A 23,346-nucleotide genomic window follows, 5' to 3' on the forward strand; every position below is an offset into this window, starting at 1 on the left:
TTTAATAACTATCTTTCGTTTCTCTGATAATTCTCTTGGTGTTAATTTTCTAGCATCTATTTTTTCCATAAAACATTATACTATAATTAAGATTATTTATCGGTGAAGTAACAATATATCTTGTACTCCACGATTGTTTAAATCTGTAAGTACACTAAGCCAGAAGTTTGCACCTTCACTTTCACTAAGGTACAAACCTAATATCTCTTTTTTACCTTCCATGTTAACTCCAAGAACAGTGTAAACTGCTTTACTTACATATTTTCCACCATCTTTGATTTTATAATGAATAGCATCAAGCCAAACAAATGGATATAAGGTTTCAAGAGGACGATTCTGCCAAGCTTTTACTTTTTCAATAATCTTATCTGTAATAGCACTTATTGTTGCAGTTGAGATAGATACTTGATATATCTCTTCAATATGAGAAGAAATATCTATATAACTCATTCCAAGTCCATACATAGAAAGTATTTTTTCTTCTATTTCATCAGAGATTGTAGTTTGATGTTTTTTTACTATTACTGGTTCCTTAGCTTGCTGTAGCGACCAAAGGGAGATAAAATGTTCCATTTCTATCTCTTGGAGTATCTAGTTCAAAACTACCATCTGAAGTACCTTTTATAGTTTTAGAATTAAAACCATTTCTTCTATTTGTTTTACCAGCTAAAACATCATTTGCAATATGTGATTCAACTTCTGCTTCAAGTGCAGCTTCTGTTAGTTGTTTTATAAGTGGAGCTAAAAGTACATCTTTACCTGTAAGTCTTTTTCCATTTCTAAATTGATTTAATATTTCATTAAAATCAAAATTTATCTCTTTTTCTTGTTCCATAATCAATCCTTAAAAATTGTATTTTATCAGATTGACACGAAATTTCTAACACTCCCATACTTGTTTAAATTTAAGGATTTACACAGTTATTTTTATACTACCGAAATTCCGTTTATTTTATAGTCCCAAATCTTCTACTGTAGTTGTAATTTTTTGTTTCTTCTCTTGTTTTGTTTTTTCTCTATTCTCTTTAAAGTTTAGATAGAACTCTATTTCACTAGGAGTTAAAATTTTGATAGTATTTGTACTTCCAGGAATTCCAACAGGATAACCAACTGTACAAATATACAATCCATTTTTATTTAATAACTCCCTTTTTTCCAAACTTCTCAACATCTTTTGAATCATTTTAGAAGCTTGAGCCTCTTTTACAGTAGTTACTGGTTCAACTCCCCAAAGAGCAGTTAAGCTTGTAAGTGTCTCTTTATTGTGTGCAAAAGTGTATAAAGGTGTTTTTGGTCTATATCTTGACATTTTTCTAGCAGAATTTCCACTACTCGTAAGTGATAAAATACCATCTGCATTTAAATCATCTGCTAGTTTTGTAACTGTTGCTTGAATTACATCAAACTCATCTAAGTATGTGAAGTTATATCTTTTATCGTGATTATATATTTTTTCTGTTTGGCTTATGATATTGTGCATTGTTTCAACAACATTTGTAGGATTTTCACCAACTGCACTCTCTTCACTTAACATTACAATATCAGTTCCATCTAAAACAGCATTTGCAACATCTGAAATTTCAGCTCTTGTTGCTCTTTCATTTTGTGTCATTGATAAAAGCATTTGAGTTGCTGTAATTACTGGAATTCCTTTTGCATTTGATTTTTTTATTAGCATTTTTTGAATAGTTGGAACATCATAATATGGAACTTCAATTCCCAAATCTCCCCTTGCAACCATTATTCCATCACTTGTTTCAATTATCTCATCAATATTTGAAACAGCATCAAATTTCTCAATTTTTGCTATTAATTTACCTTTATAATCTCCTAAAAGGCTTCTTGCTCTTCTCATATCTTTTGCACTTTGAACAAATGATATAGCAAAATAATCTACTCTATTTTTAACTCCCCAAGCAATATCAGCCTCATCTTTTTTTGTAATAACTTCAATATCAATAACTGTATTTGGGAAGTTCACCCCTTTTCTACTTGATAGTGTTCCATTATTCTCAATTTGGGCTTTTACATTTGGTTTTGTCTCTATTACTCTTGCTCTTATTATTCCATCATATAAATAGATATATTCATCAACTTTGATTTTTTCCAAAATATCTGGATAATTTATTGATACTACATACTCTTTAGGAGCTTTTTTGTACCCAATAATCTCCTCTTTTTCAAAAGTTACAATATCTCCACTTTCAAGAACAAAAGGTTCTTTTAACTCTCCAACTCTTATTTTTGGTCCTGAAATATCTTGTAGAATTCCTACAAGTTTTTTCTTATTTTCCATAGCTTGTCTTATATTGTCCAAAGTCTCTTGATGATACTCGTGGCTTCCGTGAGAGAAGTTAAGCCTAAACATATTTGCACCTGCATCAATTAACTTTTCAATCATCTCTAAACTATTACTAGCAGGTCCTAGTGTTGCTAAAATTTTTGTTTTTTTATCCATAAAATATCTCCTATTTTTTTCAATGGCAAATTATAGCCTATAATAGTTTCTATTTGGTTACAAGGTTTAATTTAAAAAATATAATATAAATTTTCTTTTATTTACAAATTATTTTGTAGTATAGAATTGAGAACTTATTTTTAGATATATTTTTGAACTGAGATTTTAATATCTGTAAGAAATGAATGTAAACTAAGGCAAAATCCTTAGTTCCGAAGTTTTTCTAAATCATACTTTTTTATCTGTTTTCTTAAATTCTCTAAGTGTTCATCAATATTTTCTTTTGTAACTAAAACTCCAAAATCTTCTGGAACTTCAATTGATTTATCATTAAATATTTTTGCCATTACAATTTCTGTTGTTTCAACCCTTAGATGTGAACTATCCCAATAGTTATTTTTATTTGTACTTATTGAATTGTGTCCAGTAAAATCAATATAATTTGTAATCTTCACTAGTTCCTTTTTAAATAATTCAAATTCATCAAAATATCCACCAGCATTTATAGCATCAAAATGTTCACTATACATTGGTGGAATGTATACAAAGAGTTTTATATTATTATGTTTACAAAACTCAATTATTTCCTTGAAATAATTTAAATATTCATATGAAAATTCATAATTCTTATATTGTCCTTCTAGGCTAAAATATGATTTTATTGAATTGTCTTTTTCTTTTTCAAAATTAAATATTCCTTTATTCTCTTCTTCAATATAATTTTGATAATCTCTCATTCCATTATTTAAATAACGAACTTCTTCTTTTTGAAGATTTAATAGATTTTTAATTACTATTTTTATACTTTTGAAAAATGTATCGAAACTAAAATATAAATCTAAATTTGAAATTTTCTCATTATTTATTATTTTATTGTTGAATTCATTAAATTCATTAAAGTGTCTATATATATTTCTATTTTTATTAAATGACATAAAATCTATACCATAAATAAGATATTTTAAATCATTAAAGCTATTTGCATACATAAATAGCTTATTTTGAATTTCTGTAAGAGAAGAAGGATATTCAAGACTAAAAGTTTTTGTGTTTAAATATTTATCTACTACTATTGGGTTCATTACTCCAATTCTTGATGTTCCAAGCATTATTGCTTCAATATTACCCTTGCTTAATATATCAAGTTTGTATCTTGCAGTAATTGATGTATTAGTATATTTTTTTGAATTAAAATTATTTATATTAATAAGGTTATTTAATCCATAAGGATCAACAACATAATTAACTCCACCAACAAATAAAGCACCTAAAATAGATAAACCAAAAACAATTTTTAAAAATCTTTTATTACTCATAATACACCCTTAAAAATTGAAATAAAGAAATTCAGATACTTTATTCATAGATAAAATTCCAAAAATTAAACAAAAAGTTGTGATAAATGCTATTTTATAATCTGCTTTAAAACTATTCATTTTTTCCATTGAGTTTTTAAAAGCTAAAACTAAAATAAATGCTAAAATGAATAATGGTGTTTCACTTAGCGGTAATTGTATTGTGTCAAATGGAGCAAACACAACACCATATTTTTCTAAAAATGCTAATTTACTTGCAAATATTGGGTGAAGTTGAAATCCACTCATCCCAAACATCCCCTTTAAAACCTTAATAGCACTCTCAAAATCTTTAGCTCTAAAAAATACCCATGCTATATTTACAAAGTTAAATGTTATAAACCAAGCAAGGATTTTATTCATTCTAAATCCTAAAGATAGCCAAGCTCTATGAATTGCTAAGGCAATACCGTGTAATGCTCCCCAAATTACAAATGTCCATCCAGCTCCATGCCAAAGTCCACCTAAAAGAAATGTAGTTATTAGATTTATATATGTTCTAGTGTTTCCTTTTCGGTTACCTCCAAGAGGAATATACAAATAATCTCTTAAAAACCTTGAAAGTGTAATATGCCATCTTCTCCAAAAGTCTTGAATAGATAAAGCTTTATATGGAGAGTTAAAGTTAATAGGTAGTTTTATATTAAACAATAGAGATATACCTATTGCCATATCTGTATAACCTGAGAAATCAAAGTATAGTTGAAATGTATAGCTTAAACTTGTTGCCCATGCTTCTATTAGGTTTAAAGTTGTTGCACTATCAAATCCAGCATTTGCCCACACTGCAAAGGTATCTGCAATAACTACTTTTTTAAATAGTCCAATAGAGAAGATAAACAATCCTAGTGCTATATTTCTATAATTTTTTACATAGTTAAACTTACTAGCAAACTGTGGCATCATCTCTTTATGATGTAAAATTGGACCAGCAAGTAAATGTGGGAAGTATGTAACAAATAGCATATAGTTAAATATATTATACTCTTTAGCTTCTTTTCTATAAGCATCTACTAAAAATGCTATTTGAGTAAATGTAAAGAAGCTAATACCAATAGGAAGAATAATATGAGGTAATGGAATATTTGTTCCAAATATTCCATTAAAGTTCTCTAAGAAAAAATCTGTATATTTAAAATATCCCAAAAGTCCTAGATTAAAAACTACTCCAAAAGCAAGGATTGATTTACTTGATAGCTTTTTGATTTTATCACTATTTACTAAAGAGATACCAACACCATAATTTACAAAAATTGATAGCAAAATCAAAGGTACATAAATATAGTTCCAGTATCCATAGAAAAACAAACTAGCAATTACAAGAAATATCTTTGCAGGTAAAACTAATCTTTGATTCATCAAATAAAAATAGATTATAAAGGTAATTGGTAAAAATATGAAGATAAATTCATAAGAATTGAAAAGCATTTGTTCCCCTAAAATGTTTAATAATTAAACAATCTAAAAATAAAGTACTTTATATATTGTTCAATAATTGGATTAATTTCTAAAATTTGGATTGTAGTATATTATTGTTTAATAAATGGATTTTATTCTTAACAAATTAAATTTTTTGTCTAATAATGAAACATTTAAAATACATTCAAACTTATTTAGGAAATAATTGAATGTTAAGAATAAAAGATATTTTGGAAAGATATGAGATAACAAGAACAACTCTGTATAATTGGAAAACAACAAAACCTAATTTATATAATTTACTTCTAAATTCTGATAGCAAAAATGACGAACTTAGAGAACTCACAATAATTTTAGAAAAATATTCAAAAGGGATAAATAGCAATTTTTTTGAAGAAGAGATAAAGTTTATTTTAAAATTAAATTTAGAAGATTTTATTGAAGATATTGAAAAACTTCATACAATTTATATAGAAAAAACATCAAAAGAGTTAAAAGAAAATAGTGAATTTATTTTAGGAATTTATCAAAAAATACAAAATCTAAATTTAGTAGAAAGATATATTTTCATATCAAGAATAAAGCAGGTCAAAAAAAGTAAAATAAAAGAGTTAGAGTTAAAAAGTGCGATAAATCACTATTTCAAAGAGTTTTTAATATCCTAAAATTTATAAGCTATACTAAAATAGTGACCAAATCCGCTAGTATCAGTTTTTCTACCAAATAAATCTTTATTATCTTTCCATTGAGTCATATTTTTATAAGCTTTTAATCCATAACCTAAAAGCCAATCCTTCTCATGATAATAAAGTCCAAAATATCCTTGCAAAGAGTCAGATGTTCTAAACTCTTTTTCAAAGTTATCAGCTTTTAACTTACTTCCAAACTCATAATCAATATAACCTTGAAAAGATACAAATCTATTTTCTCCAAAAAAATGCAGTGGCTTAAACCAGTTTATATGAGCAACATATCCATCAAAACTATTTTCATTACTAGCTCCATAATTTTCATCAATATATCTAGTATAAAAATTCACTCCACTTTTTCCTAAAAAAGGAAGTTCTATATCACTTCCAAGTCCTAGCCAAAGAACATTTAGTCCTTTTCCTGTTGGCTCATCTGCATAATAGTAATCAAAAGCTAAATATAGCTCTTTTAAAGCTTTGTATGAGAAATCTTTATCAAATAAATAATCAAGAGAGATTCGTGGTTCAATATCAACAAAGAAATTATTTCCACCATGTTTATCACTACTTTTACTATTTAGAACATCTATGAAATCTACATAACCATATAAATCCAACCACTCATATCTTCCACCAAATTCAAACTCAACATAAGTATCATCAAACTTAAAAGGTCCGCCTCTTTGATTGATACCTTTCATTAAAATAATATTTGCCCATTTACTGTTTTGAACTTCATCTCTTTTTTGTGCAAATAGAGAAATATTAAAAAAAATTAGTAGAAATAAGATGTTTAAAAAGATTGATTTAGATATATATTTTTTCATTGTATTCAAATAAAAAAGGAGTTCTCCTTTTTTATTTTCTAGCCTCTTTTAGAGTATTTGCTATCATAAATGATAACTCAAGAGCTTGGTCAGCATTTAATCTTGGATCACATTGTGTGTGGTAACGACTAGCCAAATCACTTTGAGTAATAGCAGCAGATTTACTTCCTGTACACTCTGTAACATTTTGTCCAGTCATCTCAAGATGTATTCCACCAGCATAAGAGCCTTGTGCTTTATGTATTTGGAAAAACTGCTTAACCTCTCCTAAAATCGCTTCAAAATCTCTAGTTTTGTATCCATTTTCAGCTTTTATAGTATTTCCATGCATTGGATCACTTGACCATAATACTTTTTTACCCTCTTTTTCAACTCGTGCTAAAAGTTTTGGAAAATATTCAGCTATTTTTTCATTTCCCATTCGCACAATTAAGTTTAATCTTCCAGCTTCATTTTCTGGGTTTAAAGCATCTATTAATTTGATTAATTCATCTTCTTTCATAGATGGTCCAACTTTACAACCAATTGGGTTTTTAATTCCTCTAAAATACTCTAAGTGAGCTCCATCTAAATCTCTTGTTCTATCCCCAATCCAAAGCATATGAGCAGAACAGTTAAACCAATCTCCTGTAATTGAATCTCTTCTTGTAAGAGCTTGTTCATAGTTCAATAAAAGTGCTTCATGTGAAGTAAATAGTGTTGTTTGATTTAGTTGTGGAGTGTTTTCACTTGTAATTCCACAAGCTTTCATAAATGCTAAACTCTCACTAATTTTTGTAGCTATCTCTTCATATTTAGCCCCTAAAGTATTATCTTTTACAAAGTCTAAATTCCATAAATGAACTTGATTTAAATCAGCCATTCCACCTCTTGCAAATGCTCTTAAAAGGTTCATAGTTGCTGCACTTTGATTGTATGCTTTTAAAAGTTTTTTTGCATTTGGCTCTCTTGCATCTTTTGTAAAATCCATATCATTTATAATATCTCCTCTATATGAAGGCAAAGATATTCCATTAACTTCTTCAAAATCAGCACTTCTTGGCTTTGCAAATTGTCCAGCAACTCGTCCTACTTTTACAACAGGACAGCCACCAGAGAAAGTAAGAACAACAGCCATTTGCATCATAACTTTAAAAAGGTCTTTAATATTTTGAGCATTAAAAGAGTTGAAACTCTCAGCACAATCTCCACCTTGAAGTAAAAAAGACTCACCATTTACAACATTTGCAAGTTGTTTTTTAAGATTTAAAGCCTCTCCTGCAAAAATAAGTGGAGGATATGAAGCCAACTCATTTTCAACATTTTTTAATATATTTAAATCACTATAAGTTGGTTGTTGTTTGATTGGAAAATCTCTCCAAGAGTTTGGTGACCAGTTTTTCATATTTTACCTTTCTATTTTATTATTGGAAAAATTTTATCCAATAAATCTTAAATTCAAATTAATGTTTTAGCTTTGATAAAAGCTCTTTAAATGACACTTTAAAAGCATCTAAACCATCTTTTAAAAGTTGTTCATAAACTTCACTCATTTTTATTCCATTATGCTCTAAAGAAGCTATAAATTTATTGCACTCATCTTCGCTTAAAATTTGGCTTTGATCTTTTTTACCATCTCTTAACCAATCTTCAATAGTTCCAAGTGGTGCGGTATTTACAGAGTTTGGATAGATTAAATTATCTACATAGTAGCTAGGACTTAACTCATTTCCTTTTACTCCTGTACTTGCAAAAAGTGTTCTAATATTTGAATTTTCTAGTTTATTTACTTCATGGTAACACTTTGTTGCATTTACAATTCCAAGTTTTGAAGTTTGTAACATTTTAGCACTCAAACTTGTATCAAGAAGTCTATCAAACCTTGAAACAAAAACTGAAACAACACCTTTTGTATCTTTGTTTGAATCTTTTATTCCCTCATCAAGTGCCATTGCACATTTTTTTGCTTGTTCTGGAGAAAAAATCAAAGTAGCATTTATATGAATTCCTCTACTTGTAAGCTCTCTCATAGCAATATATCCAGCAGGAGTTGCTGGAATTTTTATCATAACATTGTCAGAATTTAAACTTTTATAAATTCTTAATCCCTCTTCAATAGTTCCTGCTGCATCATCGCAAAGTGTTGGATCTACTTCAATTGAGATAAAACCATCATTTGTATTTGCTTTGTGAAGTGGTTCTAAAAGTGTTGCAGCTCTTTTTATATCAGTTAATGCTAACTCTTCATAAATCTTTTTTTGGTCATTTGCTTGAAGAATATCAAGTTGTTGTTTATATGCAACAGAGCTTGTAATTGATGCTTCAAAAATAGCTGGATTTGAAGTAGCACCTTTAATTGTACCGTCGTTTATAATCTCTTGAAATCTATTTTCCAAGAAATCTCTTTCAATAAAATCACACCAAATTGAGTAGTTTATATCTTCAAATTCTTTCATTTCCTAAGCCTTTATATGTTTTAAAATTTCTGTTAAATCTTTTTTATCTATTATGATATTTGCCTCTTTTTTCAGTACCTCTTTTGCACAAAAAGCAACTCTTGTGTCAGCCTCAGCAAACATAGACAAATCATTTGCTCCATCTCCACAAACCAAAGTGTTACTTCTTGAAACACCTAAAAGCCCTTGAAGTCTTCTTATCATATCACCTTTTGAGTAACCAAACATCATATCTCCACCAACAAGTCCAGTTAAAACTCCATTTTTTTCGTGTAAGATATTTGAAAAATCAGCATCTAGTCCTAGTTTTTCTTTAGCTGGGCTTGTTCCCACTCTAAATCCTCCACTAAAACATACAACTTTGTAATCCATTTTTTTCAATTCACTTACAATCTCTTTTGAGCCTGGCATTAAAGGTAAATTTGCACAAATATCAATAACTTTTTTGTACTCCATACCTTTTAAAAGTGCTACTCTTTGAATTAATGATTCAAAAAAATCAAGTCTTCCACTCATAGCTTCGTCTGTTATTTTTTTAACTTCATCGCCCAAACCAAACTCTGCGGCTAAAATATCAATTGTTTCACCATCCATTAAAGTTGAGTCAAAATCAAATACTGCTAATTTCATAAATATCCTAAAATTAAATATTAAAAGGTATAATATTAGCTAAATTTAACTAAATAGTTTAAAAAAGGAATATTTTTTTATGTTTGAAACATTAATTCAAAAGCTTCAAGAAGACAAATACTTAACACTTGAAACAACACCTCAGCATGAACCATCTATGCATAATATTATTGAAAAAATCAAAAAATTTAAGCTAGATTCTAAAGTAGATGGTTTTACTTGTACAGATAATCCTCTAGCAAAGTTAAAATACTCTTCTATTTTAGCATCACTTAAACTTCAAGTGGAGTTTAAAAAACCAGTAATTGCAACTATGACGATGAGAGATAGAAATAAAATTGCCTTACAATCAGATTTGCTAGGAGCAAATGATTTTGATATAAGAGCATTTTTAGCACTAACAGGAGACCCTGCAAATATGAGCGATCAACCAAATACAAAAGGTGTTTTTGAGGCAAACTCTTTAATGCTTTTAAAGATGATTAAATCTTTCAATTATGGTATGGATTTTGCAGGTCGTCCTTTTAAAATTGAGCCAAAACAAATCTATCCATTTGCAGTTGTAAACTCTTATGCAAAAAACTTTGGTTCACTAGAGAAAAAAATGCATCTAAAGATTCAAAATGGGGCTGTTGGAGTGGTTACTCAACCAGTTTTTGATATTGAAAATGTAAAAAAACTTTTGGAAAATTTTGAAAATGCAAAAGAGGATGTTGAGGGAGAAAAAAGAAAAGCACAACTAATTCTTGGGCTTTTCCCAATAACAAAACTAAGAACTGCTCTATTTTTATCAGCTCAAGTTCCAGGGATTCATGTGCCTCAGTTTTGGATTGATGAACTAGAGAAAGCACACAATATCAGTGAAGATGAAGAATATAAAGTAGGAATGGAATTAAGTAAGAATTTATACAAAGAGATAAATAAAATTCATCCAAAAATACACCTTATGACTTCAAACAATAAGTTTGATGTTGCAGCTGAAATTTTAGACTAGGGTTTAAATTGAAATTAGCTTGTATTGATGTTGGATTAAAAAGAATTGGAGTTTCTATTTGCCTAATAAACAATATTGTAACTCCACAAAATGCAATTATTAGGAAAAATAGAAATCAAGCTGCTCTTGAAGTGAATAGCTTTTTAAAAGAGTGGCAAATAGAAAAGCTAATTATCGGGCTTCCTAGCTCAAATGAAGATACACAAAACAGGATTAAACACTTCACAAATTTACTTGAACTTAAAATTCCTTATGAATTTCAAGAAGAAAACCTTAGCTCAACAGAGGCTGAGGAACTTATCAAAGGTGAAATAAAACATAAAAGAGATGGAAGAATTGACTCCATTGCTTCAAAAATTATCCTAGAAAGATACCTATCAAAAAATAATTCAATATAAATTTTAAAAGGATATATTATTATGAATATTATATTAAATGGTTATTACACCTTAATTGCAGCTGTTATAGTTTTACTTATAGGTAAATTTTTGGTAAATAAAATTAATTTTTTAAGAAAATACAATATCCCTGAGCCAGTAGCTGGTGGACTTGTTGCTGCTATTTGTACAACTTTAGTTTATAATTTTTGGGGTCATAGTATTACAACTAGTTTTGAACTTCAAACAAGTTTTATGCTTATATTTTTTGCCTCAATTGGACTTAGTGCAAACTTCTATAAATTAAAAGAGGGAGGAATATCTCTTTTTATTTTTCTTTTCGTTGTTGCATTTTTTATAATTGTTCAAAATTTTGTAGGAATTTCTTTGGCTACACTTTTAGGAATTGACCCACTTATTGGGCTTATTGCTGGTTCTATTACATTAACTGGTGGGCATGGAACTGCTGGTGCTTGGGGAGATATTTTAGAGACAAAATATGCAATAGAAGGTGCAACAGCTTTAGGAATGGCAGCTGCTACTTTTGGACTTGTAATGGGTGGAATAATTGGAGGACCTTTAGCAAAGTTCTTAATAAATAGATATAAACTTGCAAATGAAACTTCAAAAAAAGAAGAAGATGGTACTAAAGATGAAAAAGTAATTGATGAATTTGTACCATTTGAGTATCCAAAAGCCGTAAGATTAATCACAACAAATAGTGCAATTACGACTTTAGGTCTTTTTGCAGCTTGTTTAGCCTTTGCTGATTTTATGACAAATTTTACAAAAGGTTCATCTTTTGAGTTACCTACTTTTGTTTGGGCTTTAGGTGGAGGAGTAATTTTACGAAATGTTTTAGAAAATATATTAAGAGTTGAAATTTTTGATAGGGCAATTGATGTTTTTGGAAATGCTTCTCTATCACTTTATCTTGCTATGGCTCTTCTTTCTCTTAAACTTTGGCAATTATCAAATCTAGCTGGTGCTTTAACTATTATCTTAGTTACTCAAGTTATTGTAATGATTTTATATGCTTATTTTGTAACATTTAGAGTTATGGGTAAAAACTACGATGCAAGTGTTCTTTCTGCTGGACATTGTGGTTTTGGTTTGGGAGCAACTCCAACAGCAGTTGCAAATATGCAAGCAATTACAAATGTATATGGAGCTTCACATAAAGCATTTTTAATTGTTCCTCTTTGTGGAGCATTCTTTGTTGATTTAATAAATGCTTCTATAATTCAAGTAATATTGAAGTTTTTTGCTTAAGAAAAAAGGCTAAAAAGCCTTTTTTTCTAATATGTTAAAACTTGTTTAGCATTTATTGTCCACTCGCCCAATAAATCCAAACTTCCTCTTATATCTTCATTTAAATATGGCTCATTTTTATATTCACCAGATCTTTTTAAACTTGTCCCACAAGCCTTAATAGGAACACCTAAATCTAAAATTTCTTTTATCATAGCTTGTAAATCTATATCATAAGAGTCTGGTTTTTTTGCAATTGCCCTTACTAAATCAACAGCATCACTAATACAAAAGATTTTTACCTCTTGTTTCATTTCAACAAGTTTTTTAACAAGTCTTAATGCTCCATAAATATTGTCGCTTCCATCGTATGGTTTTGTACTTAAAATAAACAGTGTCATGAAATCTCCTTAATTTAAATTTATACTATTTTTACAACCACATCTTTGTGATTTAATAAAATCTCTTTAACTCTTTGTTGCCAAGCTTTTCCAAAAGTTTCAAGCTCTTCATTTGTAGCAGTTCCTTGAACTCCTTTTTGCATTAAACTTCCATCAAAAGGGCTTAAAACAACATTTGATAAATCATAAGCTACTTCTACACTTTTGTAGTTATCAAGTCTTGTAAATCTCATTTCACCCTTTATAGAAGCTTCATATTTAAGTAAATTATTTCTAAAATATTTACCTTGAAGACCTTTAAATCCATCTTCTTCTTTTGCACCTGTTATAAATGAAGCAACATTTGCTAAAACTCCAGTTGTTCCAGCACTTTTTGCATCTCTTAACTCAACTTTTATTTCACCTCGAACTGGTAATTCATCTTTATATAACTCTTTTAAAGCTTTTAAAGTCATCAAATATGCACCTGCAACCGTTGGGCAAGAGTGACCACTTAGCTTTACAACATCTTTAAAACTGTAAGTAAAATCTTCATCAACTCCTAAAAAAGAGCCAAGCTTATCTTTTAAAACTATGCTTTCAACACTATCAAAAAAATCTATATTTTTCATTTGCACCCTTTATAATAAAATTTGTAAGTAATATTTGCAAGGTGAGTTTTTTATGGAGAGATTCAGGGGCAAACCCACTCTTGCAGCTCTTAGTTAATAGAGTTCCTAATTTTAGTATAGAACTTTTTATTAAATATTGATTTATATCAAACTATTTTTTTAAAACATTTACCACAACAGCTATTGCAAAACCACCATCGTGTGTAATACTTAAGCTTGATTTTTTTATTTTAAATTTTTTTCGTAAAGCTTTGCTATACTTTATTTTTGGAGCATTGTTTTTATCTTTTTTTATTTTAATATCATAAAAAGAGCAAATCTCTCCTATTCCTGTACCTATTGCTTTACTAGCAGCCTCTTTTGCTGCCCAAAATCCAGCTGCATTTTGAGTAGATTTTATAAAAACTTTTTCATCTTCACTTAAAAATCTATCATAAAATTTATCACCAAATTTTTCATAAAGTTTTGTTACTCTATCGATGCTTACTATATCTATTCCTATCATTTAAACCCCATTTTTTTATTATTTATATTATATTTTAAAATTAGATTATCTAATCTTTTTTTCCAAGAGTTATCTACATCAATTTTATTTAAAAGATATTCACACATTACTAAAGTATTAAAAATATATTTTCTGCTATTTTGATTAAAATCTTTATTTAACTCTTTTGGAAATTTTGGCAAAATAAAATCAACAGTAAATTTTTTATTCCAAAGTCGTGAATGATGTGCAACTGTATTTCTAACGGTTGTTAAATGGTGCAAAAATGAGCTTAATATTTTTTCATCCAAATCATAAGACTTTGCAATATACTGTTTATACTTTCTATCTTTTATACTAGAAAACCAGTGTGAAACTTGACCTAAACTCATAACTTCAACACATACCCAAATAGGTGGTAAATCTTCAATATATTTTTCTAAATTGTGTTTTATAAAAATTTCTCCTCTATTTCTATTTATTTCATTTTTTAGTTTTGATAAATTATCATAATATGATGAAGATAGGAAAATATCCTGATTTAATAAAGGGTGTGAGCCAAAATATTTTGATAATATATGTGCTAGTTTTGTTCTAATTGATATTTCCACTCTTTCAATTGCCTCAAGAAGTAAAATTCTAAGCTCTCTATCAAATGTATAAATATTTAAAATGTCTTCAAAATATGTATTTGGAAAAAATATATGATTTTCATGATTTTTTTCAAAAATCAACCAATAACCTGCAAGTCTATAGTAATTTATATTTTCTAAAATATTTTTTGCATTATCTTCATTTTGAAATTTCATTCCACGAGATTTTAACTGTTTTATCTGTTCTTCTATTGATAAAAATGGTTTTGAATAAGATTGTTTTTTTGTAGGATTCAAAAAGTAACTCCTCGGGGTGAGCATTGTAAAGAGGCTTGAGGAGTGTTATTGCAAAAATTGTAACTTAAGTATCCTAAAAATTTGCTTTCCATATTTTTAATCATTTTTCCACTTTTATTGAATTAAACCTATTATAACTAACTAAAACTCAAATATTAAACCTATCTTTTGTATAATTTATCTTATGAAGCTATTTTTTAAAAAATTATTATACTTAATTGTTATGCTATTTATTATTAGCCTTATTTCATTTATTGCTATAAATGCTGCACCAAACTCATTTTTTGCAAGTGGAGAGTTAAATCCAAATATCACTCCTGAAGCAATAGAGGAGTTAAAAGCAATTTATGGGCTTGATAAACCTTTATATATTCAGTTTTTTTCGTGGATTTTTTCTATATTAAACCTTGATTTTGGAATATCTTTTGCAAGTGGTGTAAAGGTAAAAGATGAGATTTTAAGCCGTATAAATGTAACTTTGACTATAAATATTATCTCTATGTTTTTGATTTTTATTATCTCACTATATTTTGGAATAAAGGCTGCCATGAGCCAAAATGGGTTTTTTGATAGATTTACAAAACAACTTTCACTTTTAAGCTTTTCAATGCCATCTTTTTATCTAGCACTTATTTTGGTTTTGGTTTTTTCTATAAAGTTTGAACTTTTTCCAATAGCTGGACTTCACTCTGTAAAAAATGATGGAAGTTTTGAATATTATTTGGATTTTGCTTGGCACTTAGCATTGCCAATATTTATAATAGTTTTTGGTGGAATTGGAAGTTTAATTTTATATATTAGAGCTTTGACTTTAGAAATATTAAAAAGTGATTATATTTTCTTTGCAAAAGCTAGAGGACTTAGTCAAAAAACGATTTTAAGATACTATATTTTGCCAAATTTATATCCACCAGTTATTACACTTTTGGGGCTTTCACTTCCAGGAGTAATTGGTGGATCTGTGATACTTGAAACTATATTTTCAATAGATGGAATGGGCTTACTATTTTATCAAAGTGCATTAAGCCACGATTATCCAGTGATTATGGGAATATTAATTATTGGGGCATTTTTAACACTTCTTGGAAATATAATAGCTGATTTAGTACTACTTAAACTAAATCCAAATTACAATGAAAAATGATAAAAAACAAAGAATTAATTTAAAAAAGGAAAAAACTTGCAAGTTATAAAAACTATAAAAGAGTTACAAGATATTAGAAAAAGTTTAAATGGAACTGTTGGTTTTGTGCCAACTATGGGGGCTTTACACGACGGACATATAAGTTTAATAAAAGAGGCTAGAGCAAACAATGATTTTGTAATAGTATCTATTTTTGTAAATCCTACTCAGTTTTTAAAAGGTGAAGATTTAAGCACCTATCCACGAAAAGAGGAAGCTGATATAAAAATTTGTCAAATGTGTAAGGTTGATTTTCTTTTTATGCCAGAGATTTCTACTATGTATGAAAAGAGTGAAGTTTTAATCAAAGCTCCACAAAATAGCTATGTTCTTGAAGGATTTACAAGACCAGGGCATTTTGATGGAGTTTTGCAAGTCGTACTTAAACTATTTAATCTAACTCAACCAACAAATGCTTATTTTGGGAAAAAAGATGCACAGCAACTAAGCCTAATTATGCAAATGGTAAAAAACCTATTTTTACCAATAAATATTATTCCTTGCCCAATAATAAGAGAAAATGATGGCTTAGCTATGAGTAGTAGAAATGTATATTTAACAAAAGAGCAAAGAGTTGAAGCCCTTAAAATCTCGAAATCAATCTATATGGCTGGAAATTTAATCTCAAAAGGTGAAAGAAGTGCAGCCCTTGTAAAAAATAAAATCTATGAAGTTTTAGCTGGACTTGATGTTGAGTATGTAAAAGTTGTAGATAATAGTTTTTATGAAATTGATGTAATACAGCCACAAAATACGATTATTTTGGTTGTTGTACGATTTGGAAATACAAGGTTGCTTGATAATATTTGGATGTAATCTAATTAGAAAAGAGTTTTACTCTTTTCTAAACCTTGCTATATTTTCGCCATTTTCATTATAAAGTTCTAAAATATTATTTTCTAGTTTGTAAGTTTTTGTATTTTGTAAAACATTTAAAAATGCCATTTCAGTATCCATATTTTGACACATCATCATAGTGCTTCCAACTTGACCTAGATTTATTTCATTATCTTTTATTTTATAGCTTCCAAAAAAGTTGTTACAACCTAAGTTTCCATGCATTTTAGAATCTCTTTCAAAACTAATAAATGCTACTTTTTCACTATTTTTTACAGCAATATTATTTAATTCAAGAGCTTGAAATTTACTATTTTCTAAAACTACTTTTTCCACAATATCTTTTTCCTCTATATTTTTTGTATTACAAGCACTAAAAAATAGACTTGAAACAAGTGCAAACAAAACAGTTTTTGCTTTAAAATTTTTTAACATTTTCATTTATTTTTCCTAACAAAATTTATAATATTATCAATAACACCTTTTTTCTCTTGAGTATTTTCAGTTTTATTTTCAGGAGTATAATTTTCTAGTTTTGGATTAGTTCTTATCAGTGGAATATCTAATTTTGGGAAGTTTTCATCATTTGTAATTATAGCCTTACAATCATTTTCTAAAGCACTAAAATATTGTAAAACATCTTCATAGTCTGCATTGTTTATTTTACAAAACTCTAAAGCTTTAATTACTGTATTTTCTTTTTCCTCTAAAATTTGCCACATATCTTTGTCATTATAGAAATTCAACATTAATTCTGCTGTTTCACTTCTTAAATGCTTTTCCTTATTTGTCATTGAAAAAAATATAGTTACTAAAGTTGAGCTAGTTAATAAACAAATATTATTTTCATCTTTCAATAGTTCTGTAATGTAGTTTTTTGAATTTTGAACAGTATCTTTTGTTGTATCGTTATCTAGTCCTCTAACTCTAGTATAATCAGGTTTATGTAAAAAATCAATTAAAACATTCACATCTATAAAATACTTATTTTGCATATTTTATAAACCTTGCTTCTTCTAATTCTTTTCCTCTTAAAGCAGGAATACCACTATCTGTATATTTTTTTAATCTCTCTTCTCTGCTTAAACTTTTATTTTCTTGAGATACCTCAATATATTCAACATTTTCAACTTGTTTAACTCTTATTCCTAATTTATTTAATAAATTTGTTACTAAGTTCATTGTATCTTTTTCATTTTCTGAAATTTCAAAATAAAAACCTTTATTCGCAACTGCTCCCATACTAACCCCTTTCATTTCATTTTTTATACTTTCTAAAGCTTCATTATTTACTGTACTCATCTTGTACACCTCACTTTATTTCTTTAGTATATTTTACCTTTATATAATTAAAAATTAATTCATTCAATCTATAATTTTCAAAAATTAGAATAGTGTTAATTTTGATTTTGTAAATTATCATACAATTTTTTGCCTTATTAATTTGTATAAATGTCAAGATATGATAAAATCGCGAAGAATTTAAAATAAGATTATGGGAAAAAGATGAAATTTAGTGAAGCAAAACCTAAAAAAAAGTTACACATGGTAAGCCTTGGCTGTACAAAAAACTTAGTTGATAGTGAAGTAATGCTAGGGCGATTAAGAGATTATGAGCTAACAGATGATGAAACACAAGCTGATTTAATTATTGTAAATACATGTGGATTTATTGATAGTGCAAAAGAGGAGAGTATAAATACTACTTTGACTTTGCATAGTGAAAGAAAAAAAGATTCAGTTTTGGTTATGGCTGGGTGTTTAAGTGAAAGATATAAAGATGATTTACAAAAAGAGTTAAGTGAGATTGATATTTTTACAGGTGTTGGAGATTATGATAAAATCGATAAACTTGTAAATGAAAAAAGATCTAATTTTTCAAATGAAGTATTTTTAGCAAGTGATGAAAATGAAAGAGTAATAACAGGTTCAAACTACCATGCTTATGTAAAATTAAGTGAGGGCTGTAATCAGGTTTGTTCATTTTGTGCCATTCCATCATTTAAAGGAAAACTTCATTCAAGAACATTGGCTTCACTTGTAAAAGAGGTAAGTTTACTTGTAAAAAAAGGTTATAAAGATTTCTCTTTTGTATCTCAAGATTCATCTTCATATTTAAGAGATTTAGGGCAAAACGATGGATTAGAGCAACTAATAAGTGAAGTTGAAAAAATAGATGGGGTAAAAACGGCTAGAATTTTATATCTATATCCAAGCACAACAACTACAAATTTAATAGATAAAATTGCAAACTCTAAAGTTTTTGTAAACTATTTTGATATGCCACTTCAACATATTTCACAAAATATGCTAAAAATTATGAAAAGAGGAAAAGGAGCTGAAAAACTAAAAGAGCTTATGCTTTATATGAAAAATGTTCCAAACTCTTTTGTAAGAACTACTTTCATTGCAGGTCATCCAGGGGAGCTTGAGGCAGATTTTGAAGAACTTTGCAACTTTGTTGAAGAGTTTGGATTTGATAGAGCAAATGTTTTTTCCTATTCAGATGAAGAAGGAACGGTTGCTGAAACTAGAGATGATAAAATAAAGCAAGAGTTAATAGATGAAAGAGCTGAGATTTTGGGAGATATAATTTCACAAACAACTCAACAATCGCTAGAAAATGATATTGGAAAAGTTTTTGAAGTTTATATTGATGGAAAAAGTAACGAACACGAATATTTGCTAAGTGCTAGAAAAACTATTTGGGCACCAGAAATTGATGGTGAGATTTATATAAATGATAATGAAGATGAAATCGATATTGTTTTTGGTGAGATTTATGAAGTAGAAGCAACAGAACTAGCTGGTGATAAATTACTTGCAAAGGTGTTAAGAAAGCTATAATGAAACTAGATTTTAAAAAGATAGAAAAGAGTAAAAATCTACTTGCCTTTTCAGGTGGAGTTGATAGTATGGCACTTTTTTATCTTTTAAAAGATGCAAATATTGATTTTGATTTAATTATTGTAAATTATAATGCAAGATTAGAGTCAAAAGAAGAGCTAGAGTTTGCTATAAATTTAGCAAAAAAACACAATAAAAAGATATTTGTAAAAGAAGTTGAAGCTAAAAACATATCAAACTTTGAAAAAGTTGCAAGGGATATAAGATATGAGTTTTTTAAAGAGATTTGTGAGAAAAACTCTTATGAAGTTTTAATAACTGCACACCAACTAAACGATAAGCTAGAGTGGTTTTTTATGCAACTATCAAAAGGAGCAGGACTTCTTGAACTTTTGGGAATGAGTGAGTTTGAAGAAAAAAGTTCTTACAAAATTTATAGACCACTTTTAAATATTTCTAAGAAAAAGTTACAAGATTTTTTAGATAAAAACTCTTTAAAATATTTTATAGATAGTTCAAATTTTGATACAAAATATAGAAGAAATTACTTTAGAAAAGAGTTTGCAAATAGATTTTTAGATGAGTTTGAAAGTGGAGTTAAAAATAGTTTTGAGTTTTTAAAAAAAGATTTAAACTCTTTAAATATAAAGTTTGAAGCAATATTTAGCAAACTTGAACTTGAAGTTTTTGAAAATCTAAATGATGATAACTTAAATCTAAGAGTTATTGATAAGAGTCTAAAAAAAAGAGGATTTTTATTAAGTAGCAAAGAAAGAGTTGAAATTTTAAGACAAAAAGAGCTTACAATTTCGCATAAAATAAATATATCAATAAATGAAAAATATATTTTCATAGCTCCAAAAGTAGAAGCAATTTTACCAAAAGAGTTTAAAGAGTTTTGTAGGATTAAAAAAATCCCACAAAATATAAGAGCTTATATCTTTTTAAAAAATATATCTCTTGATTTTATAAAATAGAGTCTATACTCCAAGCTAGAGTTTTTCCTGCATACATAGGAACTACTTTTTCATCTTTATACTCATAAATTGCTGGAACTATAAAATCTTTTTTTACTAGATTTATATTCTTTTCACTCAAATTTAAACCATAAATTTTTTGTGCATTGTTTGATACAAAATCATTTAAATTTTCTAAAGCATTGTGCTTTTCAAATAGTTCAACTAAAACTTGAAGTGCAATTGGTGAAGTGAAAACCCCAGCTGCACAACCACAGCACTCTTTTTTATGTTTTGGATGAGGTGCACTATCACTTCCAAACATAAGTTTTGGATGAGCTTTTAAAGCAGCATTTAATAAAGCTGTTCTATCCTCTGGTCTTTTTGCTATTGGTTTACAAAACAAATGAGGGTCAAGCATTCCACCTGCAACATCATCAAGAGTGATTAACAAATGGTGCAAAGTTACAGTTGCATATAAATTTGGGTACTTATCAAGTAAATCTACAGCATCTTTAGTTGTGATATGTTCCATAATTATTTTTAAATCTGGAAAAGCTTTTGCAATACTTTCATAAATTGGCATAAACTCTTTTTCTCTATCCATTACAAAACCATTTGTTTCACCATGAATACAAAGTGGAATTCCAAGCCGACTCATATTTTCCAAAGTAGCTCTTAAAACTTCAATATCCATTGAAGAAACTCCTGTTTCAGAGTTTGTTGTAATTCCAGCTGGATATAGTTTTATTCCAATAATCTCATTTTTTACACTTTCTAAAAACTCAAAACTATAATCATTTTGGAAAAAAAGTGTCATATATGGAATAAAATTATCATCATTACTAGCTTCAATGATTCTTTGTTTATAAGCTAATAAATCATCTTTTTTTGTAATTGGAGGAACTAAGTTTGGCATAACTAAAGCACCACTAAAAGTTTCAGAAGTAAGTGGAGCAACAAGTTTTAGCATATCATTATCTCTTAAATGTAAGTGCATATCTAAAGGTTGATTTATAGTAAATTTATTCATCTATATAGCCTCCTCATCTTGTTCACCAGTACGTATTCTTATAATTTTTTCAATAGGTGAAACAAATATTTTTCCATCTCCAATATTACCAGTTTTTGCAGCTTCAATAATTATAGTTAGTGTTTTTTCAACATCTTCATCTGCTACAATTAGCTCTATTTTTATCTTTGGTAGAAAATCAACAACATATTCAGCCCCTCTATAAAGCTCACTATGTCCTTGTTGTCTTCCATATCCTTTTACCTCTGATACAGTCATTCCTGCAACTCCTGCATGAGCTAAGGCATCTTTAACCTCTTCTAATTTAAAAGGCTTTATTATAGCTTCTATTTTTTTCAATTTTAATCCTTTTTTTAGTCCAAACATTTTAACAAAAGTTTATTAAACCAATATTATGAAAATGCTCTTTTGAATTCTGGATAAGCTTCTAGTCCACACTCCTGTACATCCAAACCTTGTATCTCTTGCTCTTTTTTTACTCTTAGAGGTAAAAATTTATTGATTATATACAAAACAAGAAATGAGCAAACAAAAGCAAATATTGCAACCACTATAATCCCTTTTAATTGTCCAAAAAATGTTATATCTTCTCCATTTGAGGCAAAAATTCCAACAGCTAAAGTTCCCCAAATTCCATTTACTAAGTGTACAGATAAAGCTCCAACAGGATCATCAATTCTTAATCTGTCAAACATAAATACACCAAGAACAACCAAACCACCACCAATTGCACCTATTAAAATAGGAGTATAAATATTAAATAAATCAGCTCCAGCTGTAATTGCAACCAATCCACCTAAAGCTCCATTTAAAATCATTGTAATATCAAATTTTTTATACATAATTTGCATAATAATTGCAACCATAATAGCACCACTTAAACCAGCTGTATTTGTATTTAATATTGTAAGTGCTACCAAATTAGCATTATCTTTTGAAGTTATGCTTCCAACACTTCCTCCATTAAATCCAAACCAACCAATCCATAGTAAAAATGCTCCTAAAGTAACAAGTGGGATATTTGATGCAGGAATAACTCTAATTCCTCCATCTGCTGTATATCTTCCTGATCTAGCACCTATTATTAAAACAGCAGCCAATAATGCCCAACCTCCTGTACTATGAATAATAGTTGAACCAGCTAAATCATGCATAGATAATTCTAAAAATGTTCCTGCTAAAAAGTTTGAACCCCAAGTTATATTTACAACAGTTGGATATAAAACTGCTGCCATAATAACAGTAAATATAGAAAGTGGTATAACTTTGGCTCTTTCACCAACTCCACCACTCATAATATTTATAACTTTCCCAACAAAGGCCATCTGAAATAAAAATGCAGCATACATACTCATATTATCACTTCCAAAATCTCCGAAAGCTAAAGAGTAACCAAAAAGTAAAAATGATAATGAGGCGATTGAATAAATAAGAATATTAATAGTTAAAACAGCAGTAACATTTTTTGTTCGTACAATTCCAGCTTCTAACATAGCAAAACCAGGAACCATAAAAATAACTAATGTCATAGCAAACAGTGCGTAGAGTGTATCAATAATAAATGGCATTGAATCCATAAAAACCGTCCTTTTAGAGTATAAACCCAGCGCTGGACGATCGGTATGGTATCTAAAAAAAACTTAAAAAAAATTTATATTTGAGTATTTAA

The 23,346-nt window shown here is 28.3% G+C and carries 25 protein-coding genes and 1 pseudogene; 8 read left to right on the top strand and 18 right to left on the bottom strand.

Annotated features, from left to right (window positions below):
- Nucleotides 1–108: 108 nt before the first annotated feature.
- The 4 genes and pseudogenes from IQC44_RS11570 to IQC44_RS09215 form a co-directional block, all read right to left on the bottom strand.
- Nucleotides 109–835, bottom strand: a pseudogene (locus IQC44_RS11570) (IS256 family transposase); the annotation flags it as partial.
- A gap of 117 nt (nucleotides 836–952) precedes the next feature.
- Nucleotides 953–2,458, bottom strand: coding sequence for a pyruvate kinase (gene pyk / locus IQC44_RS09205; RefSeq protein ID WP_198306071.1), 1,506 nt, complete (start codon nucleotides 2,456–2,458; stop codon nucleotides 953–955).
- A 206-nt stretch (nucleotides 2,459–2,664) separates the two neighbouring features.
- Complete coding sequence (locus tag IQC44_RS09210; protein ID WP_198306072.1) at nucleotides 2,665–3,774, bottom strand: hypothetical protein; 1,110 nt, start codon at nucleotides 3,772–3,774, stop codon at nucleotides 2,665–2,667.
- Nucleotides 3,775–3,783: 9 nt separating this feature from the next.
- Complete coding sequence (locus IQC44_RS09215; RefSeq protein ID WP_198306073.1) at nucleotides 3,784–5,241, bottom strand: MBOAT family O-acyltransferase; 1,458 nt, start codon at nucleotides 5,239–5,241, stop codon at nucleotides 3,784–3,786.
- Between the two features lie 200 nt (nucleotides 5,242–5,441).
- On the opposite strand from IQC44_RS09215, the gene IQC44_RS09220 reads away from it, so the two are divergent.
- Nucleotides 5,442–5,897: a hypothetical protein gene (locus IQC44_RS09220; RefSeq protein WP_198306074.1), complete on the top strand. Its 456-nt coding sequence runs from the start codon at nucleotides 5,442–5,444 to the stop codon at nucleotides 5,895–5,897.
- On the opposite strand, the gene IQC44_RS09225 is transcribed toward IQC44_RS09220, so the two are convergent.
- Genes IQC44_RS09225 through serB form a run of 4 tightly spaced genes read right to left on the bottom strand, consistent with a single transcriptional unit; the run spans nucleotide 5,894 to nucleotide 9,813 of the window.
- A complete protein-coding gene (locus tag IQC44_RS09225; RefSeq protein WP_198306116.1) occupies nucleotides 5,894–6,748 on the bottom strand; it encodes a nucleoside-specific channel-forming Tsx family protein in 855 nt (284 codons plus the stop codon). The genes IQC44_RS09220 and IQC44_RS09225 overlap by 4 nt on opposite strands.
- 31 nt (nucleotides 6,749–6,779) lie before the next feature.
- On the bottom strand, nucleotides 6,780–8,132 hold the full coding sequence (locus tag IQC44_RS09230; protein WP_198306075.1) for a class II 3-deoxy-7-phosphoheptulonate synthase: 1,353 nt from the start codon (nucleotides 8,130–8,132) through the stop codon (nucleotides 6,780–6,782).
- A 58-nt stretch (nucleotides 8,133–8,190) separates the two neighbouring features.
- Nucleotides 8,191–9,183: a transaldolase gene (locus tag IQC44_RS09235; RefSeq protein WP_198306076.1), complete on the bottom strand. Its 993-nt coding sequence runs from the start codon at nucleotides 9,181–9,183 to the stop codon at nucleotides 8,191–8,193.
- A 3-nt stretch (nucleotides 9,184–9,186) separates the two neighbouring features.
- Nucleotides 9,187–9,813: a phosphoserine phosphatase SerB gene (serB, locus tag IQC44_RS09240; RefSeq protein WP_198306077.1), complete on the bottom strand. Its 627-nt coding sequence runs from the start codon at nucleotides 9,811–9,813 to the stop codon at nucleotides 9,187–9,189.
- 79 nt (nucleotides 9,814–9,892) lie between these two features.
- On the opposite strand from serB, the gene IQC44_RS09245 reads away from it, so the two are divergent.
- The 3 genes from IQC44_RS09245 to gltS are packed head-to-tail and all read left to right on the top strand — an operon-like array spanning nucleotide 9,893 to nucleotide 12,456.
- Entirely contained in the window at nucleotides 9,893–10,807 is a 915-nt protein-coding gene (locus IQC44_RS09245; protein ID WP_198306078.1) for a methylenetetrahydrofolate reductase, read from the top strand.
- 8 nt (nucleotides 10,808–10,815) lie between these two features.
- Nucleotides 10,816–11,205, top strand: a complete 390-nt coding sequence (gene ruvX / locus IQC44_RS09250; protein ID WP_198306079.1) for a Holliday junction resolvase RuvX — start codon at nucleotides 10,816–10,818, stop codon at nucleotides 11,203–11,205.
- Between the two features lie 21 nt (nucleotides 11,206–11,226).
- Nucleotides 11,227–12,456, top strand: a complete 1,230-nt coding sequence (gene gltS / locus IQC44_RS09255; RefSeq protein WP_198306080.1) for a sodium/glutamate symporter — start codon at nucleotides 11,227–11,229, stop codon at nucleotides 12,454–12,456.
- 26 nt (nucleotides 12,457–12,482) lie between these two features.
- On the opposite strand, the gene IQC44_RS09260 is transcribed toward gltS, so the two are convergent.
- The 4 genes from IQC44_RS09260 to IQC44_RS09275 all read right to left on the bottom strand — a co-directional run bounded on the left by IQC44_RS09260 (nucleotide 12,483) and on the right by IQC44_RS09275 (nucleotide 14,821).
- Nucleotides 12,483–12,836, bottom strand: a complete 354-nt coding sequence (locus tag IQC44_RS09260) for a DsrE family protein (RefSeq protein WP_198306081.1) — start codon at nucleotides 12,834–12,836, stop codon at nucleotides 12,483–12,485.
- 20 nt (nucleotides 12,837–12,856) lie between these two features.
- A complete protein-coding gene (locus IQC44_RS09265) occupies nucleotides 12,857–13,447 on the bottom strand; it encodes an FmdE family protein (RefSeq protein ID WP_198306082.1) in 591 nt (196 codons plus the stop codon).
- Between the two features lie 151 nt (nucleotides 13,448–13,598).
- Nucleotides 13,599–13,952: a holo-ACP synthase gene (gene acpS / locus IQC44_RS09270; protein WP_198306083.1), complete on the bottom strand. Its 354-nt coding sequence runs from the start codon at nucleotides 13,950–13,952 to the stop codon at nucleotides 13,599–13,601.
- A complete protein-coding gene (locus IQC44_RS09275) occupies nucleotides 13,949–14,821 on the bottom strand; it encodes an Abi family protein (protein WP_198306084.1) in 873 nt (290 codons plus the stop codon). Before IQC44_RS09275 ends, acpS begins: the two co-directional genes overlap by 4 nt.
- Nucleotides 14,822–15,005: 184 nt before the next feature.
- On the opposite strand from IQC44_RS09275, the gene IQC44_RS09280 reads away from it, so the two are divergent.
- Both IQC44_RS09280 and panC read left to right on the top strand, forming a co-directional pair.
- Nucleotides 15,006–15,965, top strand: coding sequence for an ABC transporter permease (locus tag IQC44_RS09280; RefSeq protein ID WP_198306085.1), 960 nt, complete (start codon nucleotides 15,006–15,008; stop codon nucleotides 15,963–15,965).
- 36 nt (nucleotides 15,966–16,001) lie between these two features.
- Nucleotides 16,002–16,820 (top strand): pantoate--beta-alanine ligase, encoded by an 819-nt coding sequence (panC, locus tag IQC44_RS09285; RefSeq protein ID WP_198306086.1) that lies wholly within the window; start codon nucleotides 16,002–16,004, stop codon nucleotides 16,818–16,820.
- Nucleotides 16,821–16,838: 18 nt separating this feature from the next.
- Here panC and IQC44_RS09290 read toward each other — a convergent pair whose 3' ends face one another.
- The 3 genes from IQC44_RS09290 to IQC44_RS09300 are packed head-to-tail and all read right to left on the bottom strand — an operon-like array spanning nucleotide 16,839 to nucleotide 18,143.
- The gene (locus IQC44_RS09290) at nucleotides 16,839–17,282 is read right to left on the bottom strand and encodes an META domain-containing protein (RefSeq protein WP_198306087.1); all 444 of its coding nucleotides are present in this window, start codon (nucleotides 17,280–17,282) and stop codon (nucleotides 16,839–16,841) included.
- Nucleotides 17,279–17,836, bottom strand: a complete 558-nt coding sequence (locus IQC44_RS09295; protein WP_198306088.1) for a type II toxin-antitoxin system VapC family toxin — start codon at nucleotides 17,834–17,836, stop codon at nucleotides 17,279–17,281. Before IQC44_RS09295 ends, IQC44_RS09290 begins: the two co-directional genes overlap by 4 nt.
- Entirely contained in the window at nucleotides 17,826–18,143 is a 318-nt protein-coding gene (locus IQC44_RS09300) for a hypothetical protein (protein ID WP_198306089.1), read from the bottom strand. Before IQC44_RS09300 ends, IQC44_RS09295 begins: the two co-directional genes overlap by 11 nt.
- Before the next feature lie 204 nt (nucleotides 18,144–18,347).
- On the opposite strand from IQC44_RS09300, the gene rimO reads away from it, so the two are divergent.
- The gene (gene rimO / locus IQC44_RS09305; protein WP_198306090.1) at nucleotides 18,348–19,688 is read left to right on the top strand and encodes a 30S ribosomal protein S12 methylthiotransferase RimO; all 1,341 of its coding nucleotides are present in this window, start codon (nucleotides 18,348–18,350) and stop codon (nucleotides 19,686–19,688) included.
- A complete protein-coding gene (gene tilS, locus IQC44_RS09310; protein WP_198306091.1) occupies nucleotides 19,688–20,665 on the top strand; it encodes a tRNA lysidine(34) synthetase TilS in 978 nt (325 codons plus the stop codon). The genes rimO and tilS overlap by 1 nt, the downstream gene beginning before the upstream one ends.
- Here the strand turns inward: tilS and pyrC are convergent.
- Genes pyrC through IQC44_RS09325 form a run of 3 tightly spaced genes read right to left on the bottom strand, consistent with a single transcriptional unit; the run spans nucleotide 20,655 to nucleotide 23,254 of the window.
- Nucleotides 20,655–21,677, bottom strand: coding sequence for a dihydroorotase (gene pyrC / locus IQC44_RS09315; RefSeq protein ID WP_198306092.1), 1,023 nt, complete (start codon nucleotides 21,675–21,677; stop codon nucleotides 20,655–20,657). The genes tilS and pyrC overlap by 11 nt on opposite strands.
- Nucleotides 21,678–22,016, bottom strand: a complete 339-nt coding sequence (locus IQC44_RS09320; protein ID WP_198306093.1) for a P-II family nitrogen regulator — start codon at nucleotides 22,014–22,016, stop codon at nucleotides 21,678–21,680. It abuts the gene before it with no gap.
- A gap of 53 nt (nucleotides 22,017–22,069) precedes the next feature.
- Nucleotides 22,070–23,254 (bottom strand): ammonium transporter, encoded by a 1,185-nt coding sequence (locus tag IQC44_RS09325; protein ID WP_198306094.1) that lies wholly within the window; start codon nucleotides 23,252–23,254, stop codon nucleotides 22,070–22,072.
- Between the last annotated feature and the right edge of the window lie 92 nt (nucleotides 23,255–23,346).

Source organism: Arcobacter vandammei (assembly GCF_016106035.1).
Lineage (GTDB): Bacteria > Campylobacterota > Campylobacteria > Campylobacterales > Arcobacteraceae > Aliarcobacter > Aliarcobacter vandammei.

Coding starts and splice junctions, on each gene's coding strand:
- pyk (WP_198306071.1), bottom strand. CDS start 2,458: ATGGATAAAAAAACAAAAATTTTAGCAACACTAGGACCTGCTAGTAAT.
- IQC44_RS09210 (WP_198306072.1), bottom strand. CDS start 3,774: ATGAGTAATAAAAGATTTTTAAAAATTGTTTTTGGTTTATCTATTTTA.
- IQC44_RS09215 (WP_198306073.1), bottom strand. CDS start 5,241: ATGCTTTTCAATTCTTATGAATTTATCTTCATATTTTTACCAATTACC.
- IQC44_RS09220 (WP_198306074.1), top strand. CDS start 5,442: ATGTTAAGAATAAAAGATATTTTGGAAAGATATGAGATAACAAGAACA.
- IQC44_RS09225 (WP_198306116.1), bottom strand. CDS start 6,748: ATGAAAAAATATATATCTAAATCAATCTTTTTAAACATCTTATTTCTA.
- IQC44_RS09230 (WP_198306075.1), bottom strand. CDS start 8,132: ATGAAAAACTGGTCACCAAACTCTTGGAGAGATTTTCCAATCAAACAA.
- IQC44_RS09235 (WP_198306076.1), bottom strand. CDS start 9,183: ATGAAAGAATTTGAAGATATAAACTACTCAATTTGGTGTGATTTTATT.
- serB (WP_198306077.1), bottom strand. CDS start 9,813: ATGAAATTAGCAGTATTTGATTTTGACTCAACTTTAATGGATGGTGAA.
- IQC44_RS09245 (WP_198306078.1), top strand. CDS start 9,893: ATGTTTGAAACATTAATTCAAAAGCTTCAAGAAGACAAATACTTAACA.
- gltS (WP_198306080.1), top strand. CDS start 11,227: ATGAATATTATATTAAATGGTTATTACACCTTAATTGCAGCTGTTATA.
- IQC44_RS09260 (WP_198306081.1), bottom strand. CDS start 12,836: ATGACACTGTTTATTTTAAGTACAAAACCATACGATGGAAGCGACAAT.
- IQC44_RS09265 (WP_198306082.1), bottom strand. CDS start 13,447: ATGAAAAATATAGATTTTTTTGATAGTGTTGAAAGCATAGTTTTAAAA.
- acpS (WP_198306083.1), bottom strand. CDS start 13,952: ATGATAGGAATAGATATAGTAAGCATCGATAGAGTAACAAAACTTTAT.
- IQC44_RS09280 (WP_198306085.1), top strand. CDS start 15,006: ATGAAGCTATTTTTTAAAAAATTATTATACTTAATTGTTATGCTATTT.
- IQC44_RS09290 (WP_198306087.1), bottom strand. CDS start 17,282: ATGAAAATGTTAAAAAATTTTAAAGCAAAAACTGTTTTGTTTGCACTT.
- IQC44_RS09295 (WP_198306088.1), bottom strand. CDS start 17,836: ATGCAAAATAAGTATTTTATAGATGTGAATGTTTTAATTGATTTTTTA.
- IQC44_RS09300 (WP_198306089.1), bottom strand. CDS start 18,143: ATGAGTACAGTAAATAATGAAGCTTTAGAAAGTATAAAAAATGAAATG.
- rimO (WP_198306090.1), top strand. CDS start 18,348: ATGAAATTTAGTGAAGCAAAACCTAAAAAAAAGTTACACATGGTAAGC.
- tilS (WP_198306091.1), top strand. CDS start 19,688: ATGAAACTAGATTTTAAAAAGATAGAAAAGAGTAAAAATCTACTTGCC.
- pyrC (WP_198306092.1), bottom strand. CDS start 21,677: ATGAATAAATTTACTATAAATCAACCTTTAGATATGCACTTACATTTA.
- IQC44_RS09325 (WP_198306094.1), bottom strand. CDS start 23,254: ATGGATTCAATGCCATTTATTATTGATACACTCTACGCACTGTTTGCT.